Origin of the sequence: Stenotrophobium rhamnosiphilum (genome assembly GCF_003052265.1) — a bacterium.
GTDB lineage: Bacteria > Pseudomonadota > Gammaproteobacteria > Nevskiales > Nevskiaceae > Stenotrophobium > Stenotrophobium rhamnosiphilum.
The window spans coordinates 294,592-319,086 of sequence record NZ_QANS01000003.1 but is presented as its reverse complement, the minus strand read 5'-3'; the positions used below and the strand labels follow the sequence as shown (position 1 = coordinate 319,086).

The 24,495-nt window shown below is 55.1% G+C and carries 26 protein-coding genes and 1 tRNA gene; 15 read left to right on the top strand and 12 right to left on the bottom strand.

Going from position 1 to position 24,495, the window contains the following annotated elements; all coding sequences use genetic code 11:
- Positions 1 to 40 precede the first annotated feature (40 nt).
- The gene (locus CJD38_RS09070; RefSeq protein ID WP_107940014.1) at positions 41 to 1,546 is read left to right on the top strand and encodes a YifB family Mg chelatase-like AAA ATPase; all 1,506 of its coding nucleotides are present in this window, start codon (positions 41 to 43) and stop codon (positions 1,544 to 1,546) included.
- A gap of 51 nt (positions 1,547 to 1,597) precedes the next feature.
- On the opposite strand, the gene CJD38_RS09065 is transcribed toward CJD38_RS09070, so the two are convergent.
- From CJD38_RS09065 to CJD38_RS09055, 3 genes are all read right to left on the bottom strand, one after another.
- Complete coding sequence (locus CJD38_RS09065; RefSeq protein ID WP_107940013.1) at positions 1,598 to 2,776, bottom strand: outer membrane beta-barrel protein; 1,179 nt, start codon at positions 2,774 to 2,776, stop codon at positions 1,598 to 1,600.
- Between the two features lie 271 nt (positions 2,777 to 3,047).
- Positions 3,048 to 4,154: an outer membrane beta-barrel protein gene (locus CJD38_RS09060; RefSeq protein WP_107940012.1), complete on the bottom strand. Its 1,107-nt coding sequence runs from the start codon at positions 4,152 to 4,154 to the stop codon at positions 3,048 to 3,050.
- Between the two features lie 417 nt (positions 4,155 to 4,571).
- Positions 4,572 to 5,063, bottom strand: a complete 492-nt coding sequence (locus CJD38_RS09055) for a c-type cytochrome (protein WP_240783577.1) — start codon at positions 5,061 to 5,063, stop codon at positions 4,572 to 4,574.
- A 153-nt stretch (positions 5,064 to 5,216) separates the two neighbouring features.
- Between CJD38_RS09055 and CJD38_RS09050 the strand changes: the two genes are divergently transcribed.
- From CJD38_RS09050 to CJD38_RS09035, 4 genes are all read left to right on the top strand, one after another.
- A tRNA-Arg gene (locus CJD38_RS09050) sits at positions 5,217 to 5,293 on the top strand.
- 306 nt (positions 5,294 to 5,599) lie between these two features.
- Positions 5,600 to 5,935, top strand: a complete 336-nt coding sequence (locus CJD38_RS09045; RefSeq protein ID WP_107940346.1) for a type II toxin-antitoxin system RelE/ParE family toxin — start codon at positions 5,600 to 5,602, stop codon at positions 5,933 to 5,935.
- Positions 5,932 to 6,228 (top strand): helix-turn-helix domain-containing protein, encoded by a 297-nt coding sequence (locus CJD38_RS09040; protein WP_146165961.1) that lies wholly within the window; start codon positions 5,932 to 5,934, stop codon positions 6,226 to 6,228. Before CJD38_RS09045 ends, CJD38_RS09040 begins: the two co-directional genes overlap by 4 nt.
- 20 nt (positions 6,229 to 6,248) lie before the next feature.
- A complete protein-coding gene (locus CJD38_RS09035) occupies positions 6,249 to 6,866 on the top strand; it encodes a class I SAM-dependent methyltransferase (RefSeq protein ID WP_107940011.1) in 618 nt (205 codons plus the stop codon).
- Between the two features lie 137 nt (positions 6,867 to 7,003).
- Here CJD38_RS09035 and CJD38_RS09030 read toward each other — a convergent pair whose 3' ends face one another.
- Complete coding sequence (locus CJD38_RS09030) at positions 7,004 to 7,219, bottom strand: DUF2970 domain-containing protein (RefSeq protein ID WP_107940010.1); 216 nt, start codon at positions 7,217 to 7,219, stop codon at positions 7,004 to 7,006.
- Between the two features lie 121 nt (positions 7,220 to 7,340).
- Between CJD38_RS09030 and CJD38_RS09025 the strand changes: the two genes are divergently transcribed.
- The gene (locus CJD38_RS09025) at positions 7,341 to 8,753 is read left to right on the top strand and encodes an aminotransferase-like domain-containing protein (protein WP_107940009.1); all 1,413 of its coding nucleotides are present in this window, start codon (positions 7,341 to 7,343) and stop codon (positions 8,751 to 8,753) included.
- 6 nt (positions 8,754 to 8,759) lie between these two features.
- Here the strand turns inward: CJD38_RS09025 and CJD38_RS09020 are convergent, their stop codons facing one another.
- Positions 8,760 to 9,542 carry a DODA-type extradiol aromatic ring-opening family dioxygenase gene (locus CJD38_RS09020; protein ID WP_161554199.1) on the bottom strand — a complete coding sequence of 261 codons (783 nt, stop codon included), beginning with the start codon at positions 9,540 to 9,542 and terminating at the stop codon, positions 8,760 to 8,762.
- Positions 9,539 to 10,519: a sensor domain-containing diguanylate cyclase gene (locus tag CJD38_RS09015; protein WP_107940007.1), complete on the bottom strand. Its 981-nt coding sequence runs from the start codon at positions 10,517 to 10,519 to the stop codon at positions 9,539 to 9,541. Before CJD38_RS09015 ends, CJD38_RS09020 begins: the two co-directional genes overlap by 4 nt.
- Positions 10,520 to 10,722: 203 nt before the next feature.
- On the opposite strand from CJD38_RS09015, the gene rarD reads away from it, so the two are divergent.
- Positions 10,723 to 11,604: an EamA family transporter RarD gene (gene rarD / locus CJD38_RS09010; protein WP_107940344.1), complete on the top strand. Its 882-nt coding sequence runs from the start codon at positions 10,723 to 10,725 to the stop codon at positions 11,602 to 11,604.
- A gap of 64 nt (positions 11,605 to 11,668) precedes the next feature.
- Here rarD and waaA read toward each other — a convergent pair whose 3' ends face one another.
- Positions 11,669 to 12,907, bottom strand: a complete 1,239-nt coding sequence (gene waaA, locus CJD38_RS09005) for a lipid IV(A) 3-deoxy-D-manno-octulosonic acid transferase (RefSeq protein WP_107940006.1) — start codon at positions 12,905 to 12,907, stop codon at positions 11,669 to 11,671.
- An 83-nt stretch (positions 12,908 to 12,990) separates the two neighbouring features.
- On the opposite strand from waaA, the gene lpxL reads away from it, so the two are divergent.
- The 3 genes from lpxL (at position 12,991) to CJD38_RS08990 (ending at position 16,246) form a co-directional block, all read left to right on the top strand.
- The gene (gene lpxL / locus CJD38_RS09000) at positions 12,991 to 13,917 is read left to right on the top strand and encodes an LpxL/LpxP family Kdo(2)-lipid IV(A) lauroyl/palmitoleoyl acyltransferase (RefSeq protein WP_107940005.1); all 927 of its coding nucleotides are present in this window, start codon (positions 12,991 to 12,993) and stop codon (positions 13,915 to 13,917) included.
- Positions 13,918 to 14,028: 111 nt separating this feature from the next.
- Complete coding sequence (locus CJD38_RS08995) at positions 14,029 to 15,048, top strand: nuclear transport factor 2 family protein (RefSeq protein WP_240783576.1); 1,020 nt, start codon at positions 14,029 to 14,031, stop codon at positions 15,046 to 15,048.
- A gap of 19 nt (positions 15,049 to 15,067) precedes the next feature.
- Positions 15,068 to 16,246 carry a L,D-transpeptidase family protein gene (locus tag CJD38_RS08990; RefSeq protein WP_107940004.1) on the top strand — a complete coding sequence of 393 codons (1,179 nt, stop codon included), beginning with the start codon at positions 15,068 to 15,070 and terminating at the stop codon, positions 16,244 to 16,246.
- Between the two features lie 6 nt (positions 16,247 to 16,252).
- Here the strand turns inward: CJD38_RS08990 and CJD38_RS08985 are convergent, their stop codons facing one another.
- Genes CJD38_RS08985 through CJD38_RS08975 form a run of 3 tightly spaced genes read right to left on the bottom strand, consistent with a single transcriptional unit; the run spans position 16,253 to position 18,465 of the window.
- On the bottom strand, positions 16,253 to 17,161 hold the full coding sequence (locus tag CJD38_RS08985) for a M14 family murein peptide amidase A (protein ID WP_240783575.1): 909 nt from the start codon (positions 17,159 to 17,161) through the stop codon (positions 16,253 to 16,255).
- Positions 17,162 to 17,815, bottom strand: a complete 654-nt coding sequence (locus tag CJD38_RS08980) for a thiol:disulfide interchange protein DsbA/DsbL (protein ID WP_107940002.1) — start codon at positions 17,813 to 17,815, stop codon at positions 17,162 to 17,164. It lies immediately after the preceding gene.
- A 17-nt stretch (positions 17,816 to 17,832) separates the two neighbouring features.
- Complete coding sequence (locus tag CJD38_RS08975) at positions 17,833 to 18,465, bottom strand: c-type cytochrome (protein WP_107940001.1); 633 nt, start codon at positions 18,463 to 18,465, stop codon at positions 17,833 to 17,835.
- 168 nt (positions 18,466 to 18,633) lie between these two features.
- On the opposite strand from CJD38_RS08975, the gene yihA reads away from it, so the two are divergent.
- Both yihA and CJD38_RS08965 read left to right on the top strand, forming a co-directional pair.
- The gene (yihA, locus tag CJD38_RS08970; protein WP_107940000.1) at positions 18,634 to 19,257 is read left to right on the top strand and encodes a ribosome biogenesis GTP-binding protein YihA/YsxC; all 624 of its coding nucleotides are present in this window, start codon (positions 18,634 to 18,636) and stop codon (positions 19,255 to 19,257) included.
- Between the two features lie 11 nt (positions 19,258 to 19,268).
- Positions 19,269 to 20,231 carry a magnesium transporter CorA family protein gene (locus tag CJD38_RS08965; RefSeq protein WP_107939999.1) on the top strand — a complete coding sequence of 321 codons (963 nt, stop codon included), beginning with the start codon at positions 19,269 to 19,271 and terminating at the stop codon, positions 20,229 to 20,231.
- 265 nt (positions 20,232 to 20,496) lie between these two features.
- Here CJD38_RS08965 and CJD38_RS08960 read toward each other — a convergent pair whose 3' ends face one another.
- Complete coding sequence (locus tag CJD38_RS08960) at positions 20,497 to 21,516, bottom strand: 2Fe-2S iron-sulfur cluster-binding protein (RefSeq protein WP_107939998.1); 1,020 nt, start codon at positions 21,514 to 21,516, stop codon at positions 20,497 to 20,499.
- On the opposite strand from CJD38_RS08960, the gene CJD38_RS08955 reads away from it, so the two are divergent.
- The 3 genes from CJD38_RS08955 (at position 21,515) to CJD38_RS08945 (ending at position 23,415) form a co-directional block, all read left to right on the top strand.
- Positions 21,515 to 22,393, top strand: coding sequence for an SDR family oxidoreductase (locus CJD38_RS08955; RefSeq protein WP_107939997.1), 879 nt, complete (start codon positions 21,515 to 21,517; stop codon positions 22,391 to 22,393). The two genes, CJD38_RS08960 and CJD38_RS08955, sit on opposite strands and share 2 nt — an antisense overlap.
- Before the next feature lie 171 nt (positions 22,394 to 22,564).
- Positions 22,565 to 22,963, top strand: a complete 399-nt coding sequence (gene mscL, locus CJD38_RS08950) for a large-conductance mechanosensitive channel protein MscL (protein WP_107939996.1) — start codon at positions 22,565 to 22,567, stop codon at positions 22,961 to 22,963.
- Between the two features lie 77 nt (positions 22,964 to 23,040).
- Complete coding sequence (locus tag CJD38_RS08945) at positions 23,041 to 23,415, top strand: PaaI family thioesterase (protein ID WP_107939995.1); 375 nt, start codon at positions 23,041 to 23,043, stop codon at positions 23,413 to 23,415.
- A gap of 40 nt (positions 23,416 to 23,455) precedes the next feature.
- Here the strand turns inward: CJD38_RS08945 and CJD38_RS08940 are convergent, their stop codons facing one another.
- Positions 23,456 to 24,448 carry an MBL fold metallo-hydrolase gene (locus tag CJD38_RS08940; protein WP_107939994.1) on the bottom strand — a complete coding sequence of 331 codons (993 nt, stop codon included), beginning with the start codon at positions 24,446 to 24,448 and terminating at the stop codon, positions 23,456 to 23,458.
- Positions 24,449 to 24,495 lie beyond the last annotated feature (47 nt).

Sequence of the window (24,495 nt, the reverse complement as noted above, 5' to 3'; positions counted from 1 at the left end):
ACTTCCCATGTCCACTTGCCGCACCCGGTTTCTTCCTTAAATGGCGCTGGCCCGCGTTTTTTCTCGCGCCCAAAACGGTCTCGATGCGGATCTGGTGACGGTTGAGGTTCACCTCGCCGGTGGCCTCCCCATTCTCAGCATCGTTGGTTTGCCAGAAATGGCCGTGCGCGAGGCCAAAGACCGCGTTAAAGCGGCAATTAACACCTGCGGCTACGAGTTTCCCAACCGCCGCATCACCTGCAATCTCGCCCCGGCCGATCTGCCCAAAGAAGGCGGCCGCTTTGATCTGGCGATTGCCCTCGGCATTCTCGCGGCCTCAAACCAGATTCCGGCTCAGTCTCTTGAAAATATGGAGATTTTTGGCGAGCTTTCGCTATCGGGCGAGATCCGCGCCGTGCCCGGAATGCTGCCCGCTGCACTAAAAGCGGCCGCGGCTGGTCACCGTTTGCTGGTGCCACAGGCCAGCGGTGAAGAAGCCGCACTCGCCGGACGGGCCGAAGTTTTTGTCGCGCACCATCTTGGTGCGTTATGCGCTGCACTGCATTCGGGCAAGCTGGAAGCCTTCCTGCCGCAGGCCGCGCCTGCACCAACAAAGCTCACGGCCGATCTCAACGAAGTGCGTGGCCAGCATCAAGCCAAGCGTGCACTGGAAATCGCGGCGGCTGGAAACCATTCGATTCTGATGCTCGGGCCGCCAGGTTCCGGCAAATCCATGCTCGCCACGCGCCTGCCCGATTTGTTGCCGCCATTAACCGAAGAAGAAGCCTTGGAAGTAGCGGCCGTGGCCTCCATCAATGGCACTTTCGACGCGCGCAAATGGGGTCAGCGACCGTATCGATCGCCACATCACACCGCTTCCGGTGTGGCATTGGTCGGCGGCGGCGCGTCGCCCCGTCCCGGTGAAATAACACTCGCCCATCAAGGCGTGCTTTTTTTAGATGAGCTGCCTGAATTTGATCGACGCGTGTTGGAAGTTCTTCGCGAACCTTTAGAGAGCGGCACCATCACCATTTCACGCGCAGCACGTCAGGCCGATTTCCCCGCGCGCTTTCAACTTGTCGCCGCGATGAATCCCTGCCCCTGCGGATATCTCGGCGACATTTCAGGCAAATGTCGTTGCACCCCCGATCAAGTAATTCGCTATCGCGCAAAAATTTCCGGGCCCTTGTTGGATCGCATCGACATGCACATCCACGTGCCACGCGTTGAACTCTCCGCACTCAGCAAAACAGAAAACAGCAATGAAGAAAGCAGCGTGCTCGTGCGCGAGCGCGTTTTGCAATGTCGCACACGACAACTGAAGCGCGCAGGCAAAGCCAATGCACGACTCAACACCAAAGAAGTGGATCGCGATTGCCAACCCGAAAAAGCCGCAGCGCAATTATTAGAAAGCGCGATGGCGCGCCTCTCACTCTCCGCACGCGCTTATCACCGCGTACTCAAAGTAGCTCGCACGATTGCGGATTTGGCTGGGGTAGAAACAATCAACAGTGCGCACATTGCGGAGGCAGTGCGCTATCGAGAATTGGATCGCGGCACGCAATGAAAGAAGGGCCGCTTTCGCGGCCCTCTTTTTTGAAGCAACAATCAACAACGATTAGAACTTGTAGACAGCCTTAAGGACAAACGAAGTCTGATGAGCATCAGGACCAATGAATAATGCGCCGTCGTTCTGAACGCTTGCATATCGCACGTCAGAAATCAGATTAAAATTCTTGGCTGCTGCGTAATCACCGGTCAACGTTACTTCATTACGCTTAACTTTAGGCCCGCCAACAACGCTATCCCAAGCATTCGTCAATTCGCCACGTACGCCAGCACGAACCTTCGACGTGATCTGGTAGTTAGCGTAGAGCGCATGGCCGAGGAACTTGGCATTCGAGCCCGCAGTCTTTGAGGTGTTGTAGTCGCCGTTGTAAGCAAAGCTCAGATCACCGATTGAGTACGAAACGACCGCATCAAGCAGATTGTTCTTGGCCGTACCAGGACCATTCGCAGCGCTGACTTCAGTACCACGATAGTCGGTCACGTTGATCGCCAGGCCCTTGATTGGAGCCAAAGCCACGCCAACTTCAACCGTCTTCTGTGGATCAAAGTCATAGGTGTTTGGCAGCGGAGCAGGCAAGCCAAGGAGAGGCACAATAGGCGCTGTAACGCTGTTGCTCAAACCGACATACAGTGTGGCCATATCGCTAACCTTATAGCCAACACGAACACCCGTCAGCGTAAAAGCCTGCTGGCTGAACAGAATTGAGCGCGTGGCATTGTTGTTAGAGCCGTCAGCTGCAACTTCGTAACCCGCCAGCGTCGCAAACTTACCACCGATAACCGTCAAACCGCCTGAGGCGTACTGAACAAAGGCCTGATGAAGAACGACTTCGCTACCGCCAGCGCCGCCCAAAACTGAGTACTTATTGTAGAAACCCGTTGGCAGAATATTTTGTGGCACAGAGGCAATAGGGGCGAACGGATCTACGTAGTTGTAAGTGCCACCGGCGACGTCTTGACCTGCATAAATATCAACCGACGCACCGAAGCCTTCAGCAGGCAGCTTGGAAATCGTCAGTTGGGCCTGATCAAAGGTGAACTGGTTAGTGGTGAGGCTGCCGCCGCCACCGTTTGCCGTGACGTGGTTATACGCCCACGAACCCGAGGCGTGCCCGGTTAGTGAAACGCCAGAAGCGTCGAGTACTTCAGTGAGAGTGGGTGCAGCCGCAAAACTGACGACTGGAAGAAAGGCCAAGCTGGCCGCAGCAACAATAATATTTTTACGCATGTAGGCTCCCTGATAACGTTTATGAAAACGCCATCCATGGCAGCCGCCACTAGCAGTCCTTGCTAGCTATATAAGCGCTATCCGTAGCAGTCGACGAACATTCCTTGTTGCGGACTGACTATATCAAATTACAGCTGGGTGACACCCCCCGATTTACAGCAAGGGATATCTCGGCATTTAACGGCGAGATATGAATCAGGAAACTAACGATCAACACAAAAGAAAAGGGCCGCTTTCGCGGCCCTTTTTTTGAAGCAACAATCGACAACGATTAGAACTTGTAGACAGCTTTCAGAACCGCAGTCGTCAGACTGCCCTTGGTCGGGCTGCCATCTGCCTTTACTTCAGCGCGACGAACGTCGGCCACCAAATCAAAGTTCTTAGCTGCAGCATAACCACCGGTCAAAGTGACTTCTTTACGTTTGATCTTGGTGACTGCGATGTCATCTTTGGATTGGAGGTACTCGCCACGAATACCGGCGCGGAAAGCCTTGGTAACCTGATAGTTCGCGTACAGAGCAACACCCGTGTTCTTCACGTCAACAACGCCTGAATCCTTAAAGGTGTTGTGGTCAGCATTCAAAGCCAAGCTGAGGTCGCCAACCGTGTAAGCCGTAACAAGATCGAGCAGATTGGTTTTGACCGTGCCATCGGTGCCGATGTAGTCAGTTACGTTGACAGTGAGGCCAGTTACAGGAGCCAGTGCGATGCCCAGTTCCGTAACCTTCTTATTGTCAGTATCAAGCGTGGTGCCGCCAGCAGCACTGTTGCTCAGACCGACGTATGCAGTGAACATATCGCTGACTTTGTAGCCAGCGCGAACGCCGGTCAGCGTAAATGCTTGCTGTCCATACAGCAGCGAACGCGTTGCATTGGTGTTAGCGCCGTCGGCTGCGACTTCATAACCAGCCAGCGTGGCAAATTTACCGCCAATGATCGTCAGGCCGCCGCTGGCGTACTGAACGTAGGCTTGGTGCAGATTGATTTCCTGACTGCCGCCGCTAAAAGTGTTAAATGCGCCCGTAGGATAAATAAGTGCACTAATCGGAGCCGTAATGGTTCCAGCAGTGCCACTCGCATAGTTATAGGTACCGCCCTTTACATCTTGGCCTGCATAAACATCAACTACAGCGCCGAAACCTTCCGTTGGCAGCTTGGAGATCATCAGCTGAGCCTGATCGAAGGTAAAGGTGTTATCGGAAGCACTACCGCCGCCACCAGAGATCCCTACGTGCGAGTAGGAGTAGGAACCAGAAGCGTGCCCAGCCAACGTAACGCCTGAGGCATCAAGTACTTCTGTGAGAGTAGGGGCAGCCGCAAAACTTACGGCCGGCAGAAAGGCCAGAGTGGCCATTACAGAGATGATGTTCTTACGCATGTCGCTCCTTGACGTTATCAACGTTTATCTATGTGCTGGAATTGCAGCCAGAGATACTCAGCAACAGCCGTGCCAAGCACTTGACTGGTTGATCGTTTGAAACATTTAAAAGAACTACTTGGGATTGTTACTACCCCCCCGCTTTGGAGCTTATACCAATTTTTTCTGAAACGAAATCCATGAAAATTGCATAAACGCAATCAATTTTATTGCCTATTTTTATTGTTCTAAATCATCAAATTAAGATGACATTGAGTTGCGCACTTACTTTGTGCTGTTTTTGTTGATGCCATTTTTTTGCGCGCTGCACTGCATCAAAATTGAGCGCGCGACCTAAAACGAGGCACAAAAAAACGGGCCAGCTTTTAGCTGGCCCGTTCTATTTTTTACCGTGCGAGAGCTTTCGCTCTACGCTGCTTACTTGCTGAGAATGAACTCAACAGCAGCTTTGATTTCGTCGTCGCTCAGATCAGAGTCGCCGCCGCGTGCAGGCATTTGATTGATGCCCTTGATTGCCAATTTAACGAGGCCATCAAGACCGCCAGCAGCGCCTTTGCGCTTGGCCCATTCGCCCTTGTCGCCAATTTTTGGCGCGTTGAGCATGCCCGTCTGGTGGCAAGCTGCGCAGACTTTGGTCACAACCTGTTCGCCGGTGTAAGCAGCGCGCGCTGGCTTGTTAGCAGCGAGCTTCAACTCCAGTGCGGCTGGATCGGTGACTACTTCGCCAACAGGCGCAGTAGCGGCTTCGATCTTGGCAAGGCCGGCAGCATCCAACTCACGCGCTGGCGTGATGATGCGTGCGACGACGATGCAAAGGAAGAAGATGCCAAAAAGGCCACCCATTACCAATGAAAAAATCTTGAAGAAAACCTTGTCGTGGCTCTCGTTATCGTGGCTCTGTTTCGACACCCTGCAACTCCCAAATCTTGCTCTAAGACGCCCAGTATAGCGGCTGTGTTCTTTTGCGGGTATCCTGCGCGCCACAGATTTATGAGCCGCCACTGGCCTCCTTAAGTCGGCCCCAGCAGCCCCGGCGGCCCGCAACCTCTTTAAGCACATCACGCGCCCGTAGCTCAGTTGGATAGAGTATTGGTTTCCGAAACCAAGGGCCGCTGGTTCGAATCCAGCCGGGCGCACCAAATTTCTTGCTTGTCAGTTCAGCCCGTGATCAGACCTCACTTTGATCAGCGGACATTCGAACCAGCGGCAAACTAATGAATGGTTCGCCAACTCGGCATTGCCGAGTTGCGCCGTTATCGCTCCGCGACAACGCCCAAAGGGTAAGGCGCATAGCGCCGCAGGCCATCCAGCCGCGCAGGCCAAATCTCTGCACACGCTTAACTAGAGACTCCGCTCTCGGTATTTGTTCTCCACTGCAGATAAAAATGGCGGAGCGATGCAGAATCTTCTTTGCCCCGCATATAACCCAATGGGTTACAATGAACATGCAAACTATCGTCGAAACGTCGATCTTTATTCGTCGCGCAGAAAAGCTTTTGAGTGCTGATGAACATGCGGAGCTGATTACTTATCTGGCCACGCATCCTGACGCCGGAGATGAAATCGTTGGGACCGGCGGGGTTCGCAAGGTCCGATTCGCTGCAATGGGCAAAGGCAAATCGGGTGGCGTTAGAGTGATTTACTATTTTTACGATCAGGCCATGCCAATTTATGCGTTGCTCATCTACGGCAAAAACGAGCGTGCAGATTTAACGGCAGATCAGCGTAAAGCGGTGGCGTCATTTGCAGCGGCAATCAAAGCGACAAGGAAGCGGAAATGAGTAAGCTCGGAAATGAACTGATTGAATCGATGGCTGAAGCGCTTGCACACACACAAGGCAAGCGCACAGGCGGCCGCACGCACAAAGTAACCGTCAAGCCAGACGAAATTCAAAATGCCCGGAAACAGTTGGGTCTTTCGCAAGATCAGTTCGCCAATGCATTTGGCGTGAGCGCGTCTACTCTGCGCAAATGGGAGCAAGGGCAGCGAGCTCCCACTGGGGCCGCGAAAACTCTGCTTAAAATTATCGAGCGCGAGCCCAAAGCTGTTGTGCGCGCACTTCGCGCTGCATAACTTGTAACAAGACGCCTTCCATGAGCTTCTACGAAACCAAAATTCTGCCCCATCTCATCGACTGCACCTGCGGCCTCGGACAGATCATGAAGCAGCGCTCGCTGCTGGTGCCGCGTGCGCATGGACGTGTATTGGAAATCGGGATCGGCACGGGTCTTAATCTGGAGTTTTACGACGCCACTCGCGTGCAGCACATCTGCGGCGTGGATCCGGCTACCGGCATGCACTCACTGGCCCGCAAGCGCGCGGCGAAGATTTCTATTCCGGTAGAAACGGTGCCGTTGGTGATTCAACAAATTCAGGCGGAGACGGCGAGCTTCGACAGCATCGTCTGCACCTTCACGCTGTGCACGATTCCCGACGTGATCCCCGCGCTTCAGGAAATGCGTCGTGTGCTCAAACCGCAAGGCGAGTTCTTGTTCTGCGAACACGGCCTAGCGCCGGATGAAAGCGTGCGCCGCTGGCAGCATCGGCTCATGCCGATTTGGAAACCCATTGCGGGCGGCTGCCATCTCAATCGAGATATTCCGGCGCTGCTGGATGAAGGCGGGTTCGAGGTACTCGAGTTGGAAAAGCAGTACCTGCCCGGCCCCAAGCCGATGACTTACATTTATTCAGGCAGCGCGTCACCAAGGTAGGGTGGGTAGACGAGGGCATGGATGCCCGAGGTAGAGCCATGCATGGAGCAATTGCCGAACGCAGTGAAACCCACCATTGCCCGCTGCTTAAAAGACGGCGGGTTTCGCTACGCTCTACCCACCCTACAAATCAGCAGTCAGGGCAGGATGATCTTAACGATCCCTACCAGTATCGCCACAACAACCGCCGCACCAATCCAGCCCGCAATAAAGACCTGCCAAGGCCCAATGCGGGTCTCATCGCTTTTGCGGCCTTTGCTGCTGCGCACGCCGAAAAAGCTCCAGAACACGGCGCGCATCACTTCCAAGAAGCCGGCCTGCTCTTTCTGTGTTTCTGCAATCTCGCCATTCATGTTCCATCTCCGCTCAACGGTTTATTCACGAGTGAGATGTTAGGTCTGTGCCGTCTCCTGTAACAGATTCAGTTTCTGTACAATTTAACTAGTACAGTTTGAACAACTGAAATGAGCGGCCATGGCGCGTTATCAAGAGATTGCAGACGAGATTGCGTCGCTGATTGCGCGCGGCACGCTGCGTGTCGGGCAGCGCATTCCGTCCGTGCGCAAAGCCAGCACTCAACACAAGGTCAGTGCAGGCACGGTGTTGCAGGCGTTTGATCAACTGGAAGCCCGCGGTCTGATCGAAGCGCGGCCGCAGTCGGGTTATTACGTACGTGCCCAGCATTCTGGTTTTGCACCAGAACCCCAATCCACCGCGCCGCAATCACGCGCCGTGCAATTGGATGTCAGCGAGTTGGTGTTTGGTGTGCTGGAGCAGATCAAACATCGCGAGCTGGTGCCGCTGGGCTCCGCGTTTCCAAGTCCAGAATTATTTCCGCTCGCGCGACTCAATCGCATGGCCGCGGCCGCAGCGCGCCGCCAAAAAACTTGGGCCAGTGTTGATGATCTGCCACCGGGCAATGCTGAGCTTCGCCATCAGATTGCTTTGCGCTATTTGGAATCCGGTTGCGCTGTTGCACCCGACGACATCGTCATCACCTGCGGCGCGTTAGAAGCGATCAACCTCAGCCTGCAAGCCGTCACGCGTCCGGGCGATACCGTCGCGATTGAATCACCAACGTTCTATTCCACCTTGCAGGCGATTGAGCGCCTCGGTCTGCGCGCAGTGGAAATCGCCACGCATCCTCGCACCGGCATTGAGTTAGATGCATTGGAGGTCGCGCTCAAATCACACAACATCAAAGCCTGCGTTCTCGTCACCACGTTTCAGAATCCACTTGGCGCGTGCATGCCGGATGAAAACAAAGCAGCGCTGATCAAATTGCTCAAACGTCACGACGTGCCACTGATTGAAGATGATGTGTATGCAGAACTCTACTTTGGCGCGGAGCGGCCACGTCCAGCCAAAGCGTTCGACAAGAGCGGTCTTGTTCTGCACTGCGGCTCATTCTCGAAATGTTTGGCGCCAGGTTATCGCGTGGGCTGGGTTGCAGCGGGCCGTTATCGGACACAAGTCGAGCGCATCAAATTGATGACGACACTCTCGACCGCTTCGCTGCCACAAGCCGCGATTGCTGCATTCCTAAAACATGGTGCATACGAGCGGCATCTTCGACATCTGCGACACACCCTCGCTTCGCAATGCCAGGAAATGATGCGCGCGGTCAGTCAACATTTTCCAGAAGGCTGTCGCATGACACGGCCGGAAGGCGGTTACATGCTTTGGATCGAACTGCCGAAATCTGTCGACGCATTACAACTGCATCAACTCGCACTCGATCAAGGCATCAGCATTGCGCCGGGACCGATTTTTTCTGCTCAAAGAAAATATCGAAACTGCGTGCGACTTAACTTTGGATATCCGTGGACACCGCGTGTCGAAAAAGCCGTGAAGACTTTAGGGCGATTAACGACAACTTTGGCCTAGAACAAACTAGCTCGCTGCGGGAAATCCATAACAAGCCATGCTGAGATTGCCGTAAGAAAAACTACGGTGCAGCGCTTGGCCTTTTCCACCGCCAGCGCCAAGTGCGACATAAAACGGCATCAAATGATCTTCGGTGGGATGCGCACGCGCAGCATCTGGCGCTTGCGCGCGATAGTCGAGCAACGCCTCGTGATCCCCCGCTTCAATGCGTGCGTTCAACCAATCATCAAAACGCGTGGCCCATGATGCCGGTGGCGTGCCGGGCGCGGCGAGTTCATGCAGATTGTGCACGGCGCTGCCGCTACCGATGATCAGCACGTCGTCATCCACCGCATCACGCAGCGCACGACCCAGTTCGTAATGCACTTGTGGATCGCGCCCTAAGCACGCGACGTTAACCACCGGCACATCAGCATCCGGATACATCAACATGAGCGGCACCCATACGCCGTGATCGAGGCGTGGATCGCTGACCATGCGCGTGGCGATTTGTGCTTTCTGCAAATGTTCAAAGATTCGCGCAGCGAGCGATGCGTTGCCCTGTGGCGAGTATTGAATTTGATAGAGCTCGTCAGGGAAACCACCAAAGTCGTGCCACGCGCGATAGCGTTCATCTTGTTTGATGGCGAATATCGGCGCACTCCAGTGCGGTGAGATAACCACCACAGCACGAGGCTTAGGCAGACGTTGGCCCAGCTCAATCAGGAATTGATGCGCAGAGATTTTATCTAGCGCTAACGTCGGCGCCCCGTGCGAAATGAACAGCGCACGTGGCTGAAGTGTGTTCACTCGAACCAAGCTTCGGCGCGATTGCGACCTTCGCGCTTGGCTTTATAAAGCGCGGCATCGGCGTTGCGCATGAGATCTGGCAGATCGCGCGTGGTGGGGCGTAATGCGGCGACGCCGATGCTTACTGTGAAGTTAATCGTTGCGTCGCCGATATCAACACTTTTCTCAGCCAAGATCAGACGCAGACGCTGAGCGACTTCCAGCGCAGGTTCTTTGTTGGCGCGTGGGAGAAGCAGGGCAAATTCTTCTCCACCGATGCGGCCAATGAAATCAATTTTTCGGATGAAGCCCGCAACTGCTTGCGCGAGTGCAATGATGACTTTGTCGCCAGCCGCGTGGCCGTAGGTATCGTTGACGGCTTTAAAGTGATCAATATCGATCATGGCGACGGATAGCGGCTCGCCAAAACGACGCGCGCGATCAATTTCCATATTCGCCATTTCGACAAAATGGCCGCGACTGAAGACTCCAGTGAGTGCGTCACGCGTGGCGCGCTGATAGAGGCTGTCTTCGCGTTCTTTTTGCTCAGTGATGTCGCTGAATACTTCGATAAATCCGGTGATCTCACCTTCAGCATTACGCACAACATCCAGCGTGATCTGCGCAAAGTAACGTCTGCCATTGCGGCTATAGCGGGTTTGCACTTCGCGGCAATAACCATTGAGCCGCGCAAAGTGCATCGCGCGTTGCAGCACCCCGCTCGGATCTTCCATTTCGCCCATCGCTTTCGACTGCGGCATACCCAGCACTTCGCGATCGGCATAACCCGTGATCGTTGCGGCACCTTTGTTCCAACTCAGAATGTAGCCGTCGGCATCCATCATGTAGATGCCATAAGCGGTGACGTTACTGACGAGCTCGGCGTAACGCGCTGGATCATTGCGCAGCAGATGTTCGTGACGCGCAGCCGCGTATTCGCTGGCATCCGCGTCCAGCCCAATACCCATTTCGGGCAGGTAATTAATATCGTCTGACATGCGCCGGATTCTACGCTGTGAAAGTCGTGACGAGGTTGTATCGCTTTCCAAAGTTTGTTGAGATTTTTATACCCACGGGAATGTGGAATTTTATTGTTCAATAAATACACACAGCGCGCCCACCCGCCTGAGCGGGGCTCAATCGCAGCGCGGCTGATATTCTTGCGCCCCTTTTGCACGCCACTTCAACGCATGGATCGCACATGAACCAAGGTCTTTGGGCCGCCGCCGGTTCGTTTTTTATCTGGGGCTTGTTTCCGCTCTATTGGCGTTTGCTGTCTTCAGTGCCGCCGACACAAATCATGGCGCACCGCATTGTTTGGTGTGCCGCACTTGTGGGTGGCTTTCTCACGCTGAGTAAAGGTCCGCTGTGGTGGCGCGAGGTGACTGCGCAACCCCGTTTGTTAGCGATGCTATGCGGCAGCGCTTTGATGATCAGCATTAATTGGTGGCTTTACATCTGGGCCGTTAACGCAGGCCACATCGTTGAAACAAGTTTGGGTTATTTCATTAATCCACTGTTGTCCGTTGTATTGGGCGTGGTGGTTTTGCGTGAGCGACTGAGTACGCTGCAGTGGTTTGCGGTAGCCGTGGCAAGCGCTGGCGTCGCCTATCTCACTTGGTCTTTGGGCACCTTTCCGTGGATCTCTTTGACCCTCGCCACTTCTTTTGGCGCTTATGGCTTGCTGCGCAAATTAGCCGTGGTGCCTGCGGTTGATGGCCTCGCGATTGAAAGCAGCTTGCTGTTGCTGCCAGCGATTGTGTTTCTGCTGATGACGGAATCACAAGGGCTCGGCAGTTTTGGTCACGCATCGTTAGGCACCAGTGCGCTGCTGGTGTTGAGCGGCGTGGTGACAGCGTTGCCGCTCGTACTGTTTGCTTACGGCGCGCGCCGTATTCCGCTTGCTACCGTTGGATTCCTGCAATACATCGCGCCGACTTTGCAGCTGCTACTTGGGGTGTTCGTGTTTCATGAAACATTCACGCACACGCATTTAGTTGGCTTTGCGTTTATCTGGGCGGCGTTGGGGATTTATATGATTGACGGGTTGCTGCGTTCGCGACGTACGGTGGTCAGCACGTAGGGTGCGCTGTGCGCACAGGTGCCCATTTAGCGTCGAGAAAGGTGCGCACAGCGCACCCTACGATTTAGCTGATGAGCTGTAGCAATTTATTAAGTGCGCCACGATTCGCGGCGACTGCTTTCTGACCCGCCTGCCCCATCGCCTGCGCACGTTCAGGCTCACGCAGTAGCGCAAGAACCGCATACGCGAGCTTTATATCGTTCGCGACTTGCTCAGCGGCATTCGTCTCCAGCAATAAATCGCGTGCGGCGACAAAGTTATGCATCTGCGGTCCGAACAGCACTGGTAATCCCAGCGCCGCTGGCTCCAACACATTGTGGCCGCCAACCGGCACGAGACTGCCGCCAACGAAGGCAACATCAGCCATCGAAAAATACATGAACATTTCGCCCATGCTGTCGCCAAGCAAAACAGAAGCGCTGGGCGCGGCACCATCGAGTTCGCTACGGCGTTGCATGCTGAGCGTAGTTTTTTGCACGAGCTTTTCAACCGCATCAAAACGCTGCGGGTGACGCGGCACCAGAATCAAACGCGCGCTGGGAAAAGTCTTAATCACTTCGCGATGCACGGTTAGCGCAGCATCTTCTTCGCCTTCGTGTGTGCTTGCGGCGATCCACGTGGGCGCGCCGTCACGCAGGGCGTGACCCTTTGCGATCTGATCTTCTGGCAACGCCATATCGAACTTGATATTGCCCATGACGCTGACTTTTTTGACATGCGCGCCGAGCTGCAAAAAGCGCTTCGCATCAGCTTCGCTTTGCGCGGCGATGCGCGCGCAGTCTTCCAACACGCTGGCAATAGAACTGCGGAAACGCATATACCCACGGAAAGAGCGCGGCGATAGTCGAGCATTCGCAATCGTCAGCGGGATCTTGCGTTTAGCCAGCGCACGAAACAGATTGGGCCAAAGTTCGGTTTCCATCACCACGACTTGTTGCGGCCGCATACGCGTGATGTAGCGCGCCACTGCATCCGGCAAATCGTATGGCACGTAGGTATGCAGGACTTGATCGCCGAGTGCTTCACGCACACGTGCGGATCCGGTCGGCGTCATCGTGGTGACCAGCACACGGCGTTCGCCATGCTGTGCAACGAGAGCGCGAATCAGGGGCAGCGCAGCGAGAGATTCACCGACGGAAACAGCGTGAACCCAGACTGCGACGTCTTGTTCAGGGCGTTTAACAAATCCAAAGCGCTCGTTCCATCGGAACCAATAGTCACGCAACTCAAGGCCGCGCCAGAGCAGGCGCAGCAGCACGAGAGGGGCGAGCAGATAGAGTAGAAAGGTATAGAGCCAACGCATGGAGCGAAGCATAACGGCTATGAGCAAAATATACGCCGGGGATGGGGTGTCGATTGTGGTCGCATTTTTATAAAATGCGGTCAATGAATTCTGCACCGCCCTTTAAGAAGGCCTTTCTAGGCCCTCGTTACTGGCCAACGTGGCTGGGCTTAGCGTTGTTGTGGCTGCTGTCTTGGCTGCCGATTCCGTTAGCGCTGAACTTGGGCAAGGGACTGGGCTGGCTACTGGGGCGCGCGTTGCGCAGCCGCCGTCACGTCACTCGCGTGAATCTGCAACTGTGTTTCCCGGAGCTCGACGAAGCAACGCGCGACGACATGGTTGATGAACATTTTATGGCGCTCGGCGCTGGCGCATTCGAAGCTGCGATCGGTTGGTTTGCTCCCGACTGGCGACTGCGCAATCGCGGCGAAGTTGTGGGCTTGGAACATCTGCAAGCTGCAATGGCGGATGGCAGCGGTGTGTTGTTGCTCACCGGCCATTTCACAACGTTAGAAGTTGGCGCGCGATATCTGTGTCTTGCGGGTGTGAAGTTTCACGCCATGTATCGCCCGATCGACAATCCGCTGATCGACTTCTTTATGCACCGCTGGCGCCAATCGCGCTCGGGTCTGCCTGCATTGCCTAAGAACGATCTGAAAAAACTGGTTCGCGCGCTGCGCGAAGGCCATTGCGTTTGGTATGGGCCGGATCAATCGCTGGACGTGAACAACGCCGTGCATGTGCCGTTTTTCAATGTGCCGACGCTGACGCTCACCGCGACGTCGAAACTTGCTGCGCTGGGTCGTGCCAAAGTCGTGCCGTATTTTCCAGCGCGCATTAATGGCCGTTATCGTGTGACGTTTCTCCCTGCGTTGGAGAATTTCCCTAGCGCAGACGAGGCCGCTGACGCAGCACTGATCAATCGCATGCTGGAAGAAGGCATCCGAATTGCGCCTGCGCAATATTTCTGGTCTCACCGTCGCTTCAAGCACCCTCCGGCTGGCATGCCCAACCCTTATGCCGTTCGCTGACGCCACTTAGCGGAAAGCCGAAGCTTTAGCGTGCAGATTAAACTCTCAGTTGCAGTGGATGAGCTATATTAAAGTCCATATGCATTTGACCGATATCCATCGAGGTTTTGCGTGACTCTCAATACTCGTAGCACGGCGCTGGCCGCCATTCTGTTGTTTAGCGCACATAGCGCTTTTGCTGGTCCTGCAGACGATGCACGCGGCCTGATGGCGCAGGGGCAATATGCTCAAGCGTTGCAGAAGCTCGACCAGCATCTGGCCAAAAATCCACAAGACGCTGAAGCGCGTTTCTCACGCGGCATTGCATTGACCAAACTCAATCGCACGCCTGAAGCGATGAAGGCCTTCACCGATCTAACGCGCGATTATCCGCAGCTGCCCGAGCCATACAACAATCTCGCTGTGCTTTATGCGCAGCAGGGCAATTACGAAAAAGCGCGCGATGCGCTGGAAGCTGCATTGGCAACGCATCCGAGCTACGCCACTGCACACGAAAATCTCGGCGATATTTACGCTGCACTGGCTGGTGCTTCGTACAACCGCGCATTGACGCTCGATAAGAGCAACCAAACGGTTCGCAGCAAACTTGATCTGATTAGCCAAGTCGAAAAGCCCATCAACAATGTGCCTGTAGCGAAAGCTCCGGCGGCAAAACCTGCGACATCAACGCCCGCACCAGCAGCCGTTGCAGCTATTGCTGCAACATCACCTGTATTGCCTGCAGCAGCTGCTCCAGTTGCCGCAGCACCTAGCGCAGCCGCAGCTAAAGCCACGGCGCCTGCTGATGCAGCTACCACGGTGACTGTTACTGCGATGCTGAACAGCTGGAGCCAAGCTTGGTCTTCCAAGGATGCTCCTGGGTACCTTGCTTTCTACGCCGACGACTTTTCACCTGAAGGTGGCCAGCTGCGCTCTGCTTGGGCTGAGCAACGTCGCGAGCGCATTCTCAAACCTGCGCGCATCAAAATCGGCATCAAGAATGCTAAGACCACTCGTATCAGCGATGACCGCGCGCGCGTCAGCTTTCAGCAAAGCTACCAATCAGACAACTACTCAGACTCCGTGAATAAAATTCTGGAACTCAAGCAAGTGAATGGCGCTTGGAAAATTACTCGTGAGTATTCACGCTAAGTTGAGATCAGAACTTTAGATGCGTTTGAAACAATCATCGCGGCCAGCGCATGCGCTGGCCGCATTTTTAATGGTGGCCAGTGTCTGCGCATCTGCTGCGGACTTGAGCCCCGAGCAACAGCTGCTGTCTGCTGTTGCCAAAATGAAGAGCGGCGATAGCGAAGGCGCTCGCAGCTCGTTGCAAGACCTCACACAGCGCCTGCCTAATTTTCGCTTAGCTAAACAAATTTACGGTGAACTGCTGGCCGGGTTGCCGGGCGGCACGCTGATCGATACGCAGGGCGATCCACGACTCAGCGATCTCACGGAAGAAGCGCGTCTGCGCGCACTGGGTGACAAGGCCGTGCCACCTACGGGCTATGTGCCAAATTCCGTATTGCAGCTGGATTCAGAACATCCTTTTTTCATTTTGGTGGATCTGCCTAAAGCGCGTCTGTATCTGATGCAGAACAGCAAAGATCGCGAAATGACGTTGGTGCGGAATCATTACGCCAGCATCGGCCGCAACGGTTATGGCAAACAAAGCGCTGGCGATCTGCGCACACCGATCGGCATTTATCACATCACCGGTTGGTTGCCGAAAGTGAATTTGCCTGACCTTTATGGTGAAGGCGCGTTCCCGCTCAACTATCCAAACCTCTGGGATCAGTTCAACAGCCGCAGCGGCTATGGCATCTGGCTGCACGGCGTACCTAAAGATACTTATGTGCGGGCACCGCGTTCGAGCGAAGGCTGCGTGACGATGTCTAACGAAGATCTTGTGGCGCTGAAACCTTACATCGTCACGGGCGAGACGCCGGTGATTCTCAGCGATTCGCTGGAGTGGGTGCCGCCTGATCAAGTCAAAGGCGAGCGCGAAAAATTTTTGGCGCGCCTTGAAGATTGGCGTAGCAAATGGGCTGAGCGAGACACTGAAGCTTATCTGGCGTATTACGGTCAGGGCTTCACAACCGACGGGATGAATTTTGCGCAGTTCGCAGCACATAAAGTGCGCGTCAACAGTTCAAAGAAATTTATTGATGTGAAGCTGCGTCACATCAATTTGTTCCGCTATCCCGGCGCAGGCGAGCCAATGATGCTGGCGGAGTTCACGCTGGATTATCGCAGCGACAACTTCTCTTCGACGTCGGTGAAACAACAGTACTGGCGTCAGGATAAAGACGGCGAGTGGAAAATTTTCCGCGAGGAAAATCGCTAGCCAGAATTACGGCGTCGCCGTAGCGGACTCAAACGGCTTTTCGAGTTTGCTGTACTGCGCCGGTGGCCGCTTCGGCAAATTCTTTTCCAGCCACACCAACATATCGCCCCAAATACGCTGCGCCTGCTGTGGCGGCGGCATCTGACCCGCGCTTGGCAATTCCAAGGTAATCACTGGCACGCTGAGATTCATGCCAGCAAAATTTCCGAGTGAGCCCGGATAAGTGCCCAGCAACTGCAGAGACAGATAGCCGAATTTCTGTGGTGGCTTTTGCGGGCCATCGAAATCAAGCACGCCGTATGGTGCGTGCACGCTGACAATCACGTCTGGCTGAAACTCTTTGAGCATATCCATCAGCCCACGTGACTCAGGCTCAGACAAAGCTTTAGGGCCTGGATAACGTCTTGGATCTTTGCGCGCTTTGGTCTTCCAGTACTGCAGCGCGTCGGACTTCCAATCGAGTGTTGGAAAATTGCGATTGAGGTCGACGCCATTGGCGTTGGTGCGTGTCGCTGGGCTCACCAGCAAACCATCCGGATTCAAACAGGGCATCACGCGCCATTCGAATTGCTGAAATTTTTCGGTGTCGAGTCGGCGCATCCAGTCGAAAACGATGCTGACTGCAGAAAGCTCATCGCCGTGAATGCCGCCGAGCAGCAACACGCGATAAGGCTTAGGACCTTGCGGCGTGCGTGCGGTGTAGTCGCGATACAAAATCGGCTGGCCGCGCACGCTGGTGAAAGAGCTGGCCTTGAGTCCGCTTTGCTGACAGTAAGCAACATTAACGCTGCGCAGCTTGGCGCCTAACATCTCGCAAGCGCGTTCCATCGACACTGCAGGGGCCGCCATTGCGAGGCCACTGCTGCAAACAAAAAGCCCGGCGGTGAGCCGGGCGATCTGCGAAATTCTGGACACTTACTTTCCTTTGCGTTCCGCGCGGACTTTGGCGATCAAGAAATCAACAACCTTGAACGTCTGTTCCGGGCCGCCTGCCATGGCGACGTTAGTGGTGTACTTGCCGCCAACAACAATCGCTGGAACGCTGGCCATGCCGTAGGTCTTGGCCAGATTTTCTGCGCGGTTCACTTTCATGCCGACAGCGAAACCGTTAAAGGTGTTGTTGAACACATCAGGCAGAACGCCCGTCATGCCGGTGAAGAACGACTGCAGCGTCGCTTGCGTGAACAGCTGCTGATGCTGCTCGTGAATGGCTTCGAACAAAGGCTTGTGGATCTTGGCCGACAAGCCGAGCACTTCAGCCGTGTAGAACGCCTTGCTATGAATGATGCCTTCTTCGCGACCGAGACTGTTTGGGACTTGTACGAAATCCACATCAGCCGGTTTGGTTACGCGCCAGCGATCCACAAAGCCATCGAGGTGATAGCAATGCGGGCAGCCGTACCAGAAGAATTCGTCGACTTCGATGCGCTTGGCATTCGTCGGCTCCTGGACTTCGCGAACCTTTTTGAAATGCGTCCCTTCCTTGTAATCGGTCGCCGGTGCGGCAGCCGAGCAGGCGATAGGCAACAGAACAGAAACGGTAACCAGAAGACGAGTAAGCAGACGCATGGGAATCCTTTTTTCGATTACTGCAGGCCGTTGATGTAAGACGCCAACGCTGCCATCTCCTTGTCGCTGAGTTTGGCGGCGATGGTCGCCATCATCTTGACATTGCCTTCAGGCAAAGATTCCGTCGAAGTGCCGTGCAAACGCTGCAACGAAGCCAGCGCGTATTCGGCGTTCTGGCCGCCAATGCGTGGATAGCCAACCGATGGCTGACCCGCACCCTTAGGACCGTGGCATGAAGCGCAAGCGGGAATGCCGCGAGCCGCATCGCCAGCGCGATAGAGCTTGTCGCCAATCGCTACGGAATCCTTGTTAGCAAGGCCCGGGGTCAGTTTGAGCGTGGCGTAGTGCGCAGCGAGATCCTTCAGATCCTGATCCGACAGGTTTGCAACCTGGCCGGCCATGATCGGGTTCTGACGCTTGCCGCTCTTGAACGCGCTGAGCTGTTCGTAAACGTATTTGCTGCTCTGGCCTGCGAGCTTGGGATAGATCGCAGCACTGCCGTTACCGGTAGGGCCGTGGCAGGCGCCGCAAACTGCGGCTTTGGTCGCGCCGGCAGCGGCGTCGCCCTTCACAAAAAGATCTTTAGCAGCGCCTTCAGCAAAGGCAGCAAAGGGTACAGACAGGGCAAGAGCAAGCAAAACGCGCTTCATTGATGAGGCTCCATATAAAGCTTTTGTTGTATCGGTTGGATGCGTCCGTCGAAAGGGCGCACAAATCCGGTTTAGTTCGGCGCAAATATTACACCAACAGGGGATTCCAATGCCTCTCCCCCGCGGCTTCAGCCCCGAAATTGCGCTCATTTCCGTTAAGCTGCCGCCATGACCTCAGCCGCAATCAATCCTTTCGCCCGCGCGGAATTCCGCATTTCCTGCGCCGACCTGCAGCAATTACCCCGCGACGAGCAGCCCGAAATCGCCTTTGCCGGCCGCTCCAACGCAGGCAAATCCAGTGCGCTCAACACGATCTGTAACCACAAACAGCTCGCGCGAGTCAGTAAGACGCCGGGCCGCACGCAGCTCATTAACCTGTTCGAAATCCCGAATATCGGCCGTTTTGCCGATTTGCCCGGATATGGCTACGCCGAAGTCCCCGCCGCGATGCGCAAAGGCTGGGGCAAGCTGATTGGCAACTATGTGGATGTGCGCACCAATCTGCGCGGCATTGTCCTGATTATGGATATCCGCCATCCGATGACCGATTTCGACACGCAGATGCTGGACTGGGCGCAGCAAGCCGCGCGACCCGTTCACATCTTGCTGACCAAGGCCGACAAGCTCGGCTTTGGCGCGTCTAAGAACCAGCTGCTGAAAGTGCGTCGCGAACTGGAAGTCTATGAGCAGCGTCCAACCATCCAGCTATTTTCTTCACAAGAGAAAACCGGTCTGGAAGAAGCCATTGCCACCATCCTGACGCTGATGGGTCATACCACCGCCACGAGCTGATTCCACCAACGATGGAAATTCTGCATTTCGCCACGGACACAACGCCCACGGTTCTGACCGACACCGGGCAAATCCCGGAAGACGGTTTGATCTGGGTCGATTTCTGCCGAGATGAAGCCCAACACTGGGAATGCTGGGCCGAGCCACTGATTGGCGTGCCGATTGAGCCGCAGCACGTCGCCGATAGCCACAACCCCACGCATCCGTCGTTTTTCGACGGCACGCTGGATTACGACATGTTGATGTTCCAAGGCTTGGGCCCAAGAGACCGTCTATTCCCTTTGGAAACCCGCACCGCTGCGTTCTTCATGTTCGAGCGCGTGTTGATCACCATCCACGCCGCAGACAACGTCAGCATGAGTCTCGCGCGCAAAAAAATGCTCGAAGGCCGCGGCAAACCACCCGATAGCGTTCTGAAAATTGCGCACACCGTGCTCGACACGATGGTCGATCGCTTTCTCAAAATCCGCGAACCACTGGACGCGTATTTCACCGAGCTGCAAGACGAACTGCTCGACCCCGCCAGCAAAACCGACGACTGGCGCACGCTACTCGCTGGCCGTCGCATGGTGCGCAAGCTGGAATGGTTGTCAGAAAATCAGCTGGAAGCAATCGACGCTTGGCGTCGCGGCACGCGCTCAGATTGGAGCGCCAACGAAGAAGTCCGCATGCGCGATCTAAGCGAACACGTCGACCGCCTACTCGATCACGCACGCGATCAAGAACGCGATATCGAATCCGCCGTACAGCTGCACTTCTCGTCAGTAACGCATCACACCAACAAGATCGTGCAAACACTGACCGTGTTGTCCGCCATCTTCTTCCCGCTGACACTGATCACGGGTATCTACGGTATGAACTTCGAGAACATGCCTGAACTGCATTGGCGCTACGGATATTTCTTTGCGCTCGGACTGCTAGTCAGCATCGGCGGCGCATTGCTGTATTTGTTTAAGCGACGCGGATTTTTTTAATCGTGAAAAGCGGCGCAACGCGCCGTGCTTTTCCAAACGTGGTTTCTCTTCTGTAGTTCATTTGCAGATCAGCTGAGGTCGACACTTTTTCTCGCATTACGAGATTAGTCGGCGAACGTATCTGGCCAATTCCCAAAAACCGTAAAAGTGGGCTTGTGATGTTTCTTTGGTTACTTTCTTTGCGCCAAAGAAAGTAACCCGCGCCACAGCGCGGAACACGCCACTTCAATCAGCACAGGCAGTAGCCCGCGCAGCGCGACAAACCTCACCCCAGCGCAGGCCAAGTCTCAAAAGCGTAGTCAAAAGAATCATAAAAAAGATGATCCGCATCGAGCCCAGCCGCAAGAAACGCACGCTTGCCCGCCTGCACCATCACCGGCGGCCCACACAAATACATCTCCTGCCCCACTAAAACCGGATACGCGCGCAAAACCGCTTCGTGCACAAACCCAGTTTCCCCCTTCCAATCAGCACTGGGCTCACTAAGCACCGGCGTGTATCGAAACTGCGGATACTGCTCAGCCCACGCCCGCACTTCCGCATCCATATACAAATCTTCCTGCGCTCGCCCACCCCAGAACAAATGCACACTACGCGCACTGTGCTTTGGCAAAAGCTCTTCCAACATTGCTTTGGCTGGTGAAAAACCCGTGCCACCCGCCATCAACACAATCGGTCGCTGCGAATCCTCTCGGATATAAAACGCACCGAGCGGCGCTTCCAATCGCAGAATCGCCTTCTCTGGCATTTCTTCCAGCACCCATTTGGCAAAACGCCCACCAGGCGCAATGCGCAAATGCAGTTCCAAAGTTTCCGCATTCGGCGCGTTCGCAATGGAGAAGCTGCGGCGACGACCATCTTCCAAAAGAATGTCGAGATATTGCCCCGGCAAATAGCGAAGGTTGTCGCCCTTGGGCAGCTTCAGCATCAGCTGAATCACGTCATGCGAAAGCATGCGCTTGTACATCACGCGCGAAGGCAATTTGCGCGGACGCAATTCTTCAATCTGCGCAGGCTGATGCAGATCAATCGTCAGATCGCTTTTTGCGCGTGCGAGACACATGAGAATGTAACCGGCGTCGATCTCGCCCTGCGACAGTGCGGCTGGCGCAAAGGGATACTCCACTTCTCCCGCAGTCAGACGCACACGACAAGAGCCGCAACCGCCGCTCTGACAACCAAACGGCAGCGCCAGATGTTGGCGCAATCCAGCAGCGAGCAAAGTCTCGCCTTCATCAACACTAAAGCTGACAGGGCGGTCGACAAGATAGACTTGGTGCGTCATGGAAAATTCTAAACCTGCCCTTAAAGATGCTTTGCCAGCGCGTGCGCTGATTGTTGGCTGCGGCGACGTTGGCCTGCGCGTCGCGCAGCGACTACTGACGATGGGCCGCGAGGTTACCGGAGTGGTGCGGTCCGATCAAAGCGCCGCCGACCTCACGCAAGCTGGCGTAACTACACTTCAGATCAACCTTGATACTGAGGCCCCGCCCGCGAATGCGCCACTGCTGTTCTGGTTTGCACCGCCATCAAATGCGGGTAGCAGTGATTTACGACTGCGCAGATTTCTAGATGCGAATCCCGATAGCGACATGCGCATCGTCTACATCTCTACCTCGGGTGTTTATGGCGATTGTGAAGGGCGTTGGATTGATGAAGATGCGCCGCTGCAGCCGATCAGCGCACGTGCGCAACGTCGTCTTGATGCCGAGCAGGCCCTCGCTATGTGGGGCGGCGATTATGTGATTCTGCGCGTACCCGGCATCTACGGCCCAGGCCGTTTGCCCGTAGAACGATTACAGAAACAATTGCCGGTGGTGCGCGCAGAAGAGTCGCCATTTACCAATCGCATTCACAGCGATGATCTGGCTGAAGCCGCTCTGCACGCCGCCGCATACGGCACACGCACTGCGGCCTACAACATCAGTGACGGTAACCCGACGACGATGTGTGATTACTTCACGCGGTGCGCGGCGCTACTCGACTTGCCGCCACCGCCACAAGTTTCGATGGATGAAGCGCGGCGTATTTTCACGCCAGCAATGTGGTCCTTCATGGAAGAATCCAAACGCCTCAAGAATGAACGCATGCTGCAACAGCTTGGCTTTGAACCACGCTATCCAGATCTTGCACGCGGACTGGCGCATTGCGTTGGCACTTGAAGGCTTACGGCATCGATGTCAGATTAGTCTTACAGCCTTCGCGCGATCGTGTTCTTACCCCGATGGCTGTGGATATTTTTAGTGCTATATAAGCACCTTCGGGGCGTCGCAGATCGTGCGTCTATGCCGCTTTAGCTTTCACCACAAAGTATTTTTGAAGGAGTTATACGCATGAGCATGATGAAAGAATTTAAAGATTTCGCGATGCGTGGCAACGTTGTTGATCTGGCCGTTGGTGTCGTGATCGGCGCAGCCTTTGGCGCCATCGTGACTTCGCTGGTCGGCGACGTGGTGATGCCCGTGATTGGCATGGCGACCTCTGGCGTCGATTTCTCCAAATCAGCGCTAGTGCTGCAAGAAGCGTCTGCAGATGGCAAAACCCCTGCTGTACTGCTGTCCTACGGCAAGTTTTTGCAGACCATGATCAACTTTGTCATCGTTGCATTCGTGATCTTCCTTGTCGTTAAGGCGATGAACTCGGTTAAGAAGAAAGAAGCAGCAGCTCCTGCGGCCACACCAGCACAGGAAGTTCTGCTCGCAGAAATTCGCGATCTGCTTAAGAAAAAGTAATCAGGTTTTGATCTAGAAAGCCCCGCATCGCGGGGCTTTCTAGTTAAATACGCATTACCAGATTTGAGAGATAAAAAATGAAAGTCGAAGGCCACATCGAATTCACCATCATCGAGCAAAGCGCTGAACGCGTGGTGTCAGAAATGCCGGTGCAAGCTGGCATCAAGAATCCTTATGGAACCGTGCACGCGGGTGCAACGCTGTGGTTCGCCGATGTCACCGCGACCGTGCTCGTTATGGGCAAGGGCGATGCCAGCGAGGGCATGAAAGGCTTTCCGTTGGCGATCAATCTCAATGCGAATCTGATCGGCAATCAAATCGATGGCAAGCTCAAAGCAGTTTCGACTTTTGTAAAACGCGGTCGCACGGTCAGCGTGGTGCGCACCGAAGTGACGGGCACTGACGGCAAATTGATTGCCGACGTCACCACGAATCACATTTTGTCGAAGTAAAACTTCGCACGCTGGCCTTGCGCCAGCGTGCGATCAGCGTTTATTCCTTCGGGAACAACACCACGCGACGTCCGGGCTCTAGCGTCTCAACTTTAACGTTGGGGCGCAGCTTGGCCATATCGGCGAAGAAAGCCTCAAGACGGATGCCAACCGGGAAAGGCTTCAGCGGTTCGTCCAGCGGCAATGTGAAATCGTCCCAATGCGTTGGGATCACGCGGGTCGAACCGACTGCATCGACGGTTTCATGCAGATAACTTTCCATGTCGCCACGAATCGCGATACCAAGGAAAGTGACGTCTGCCTTGCGGCCAGCCAACTCGCCATCGAGTGTCCCCGCGCTGCCGTGATGCAAGACGCTGCCACGCGGATGTTGAATCAAAATTGCGTAGGTGCCGCCCTGTTTGTAATCGAGATAACGCGCAGGTGGCGTGAGTGCTTCTTGGATATCGCCGGTTGGATTGCCGCCGGTTGCGCCCGCGTGTTTGCTGCGAATGAAGGTGATCGTAAAGGGACCGACCTTCATATCTTCGCCGGGTTTCACCACGCGAAGCTGCGTCACTGGCAGACCATTGCCGCGGCCGATAAAGGCGGTGCTGGTTGAGCCGAACAGTGGTGCGCCAGTTAATTTGGCAACGATGCCCGCATCCATCGCGTGATCGTAATGCGAGTGCGAAACCAGCACGGCATCGAGCTTCTTGATGCCCGCGCCATCCAGCCAACGCTTGATCAAAGCTTCATCCGGCTCGATAGGCTGATTGCTCAGCATTTTGATAAAGCCGGGGGGACGCGTGAAGAACGGATCCACCATCACGGCGTGTTCGCCGTCGCTGATCAGAACGGCAGTAGTGCCAAACCAGGTGGCGTAGAGCGCCGGAGCGACCAATTGTTTTGGCGTCGGGTCTGGGTAGCGATGCGCAGCAACCTGTTCCATGCCTGGGCGATAGTGAAAGGCCCCAGCGATCAAGGCGCCGATCAACACCAGCAATAAAACAAAGAAACGAAGAATCGGGCGGCGCTTTTTCTTGCTGGTCATGGCTATCTGGCGTCTTGATGAAGGCGCCTAGTCTGCCATTTTTGTGT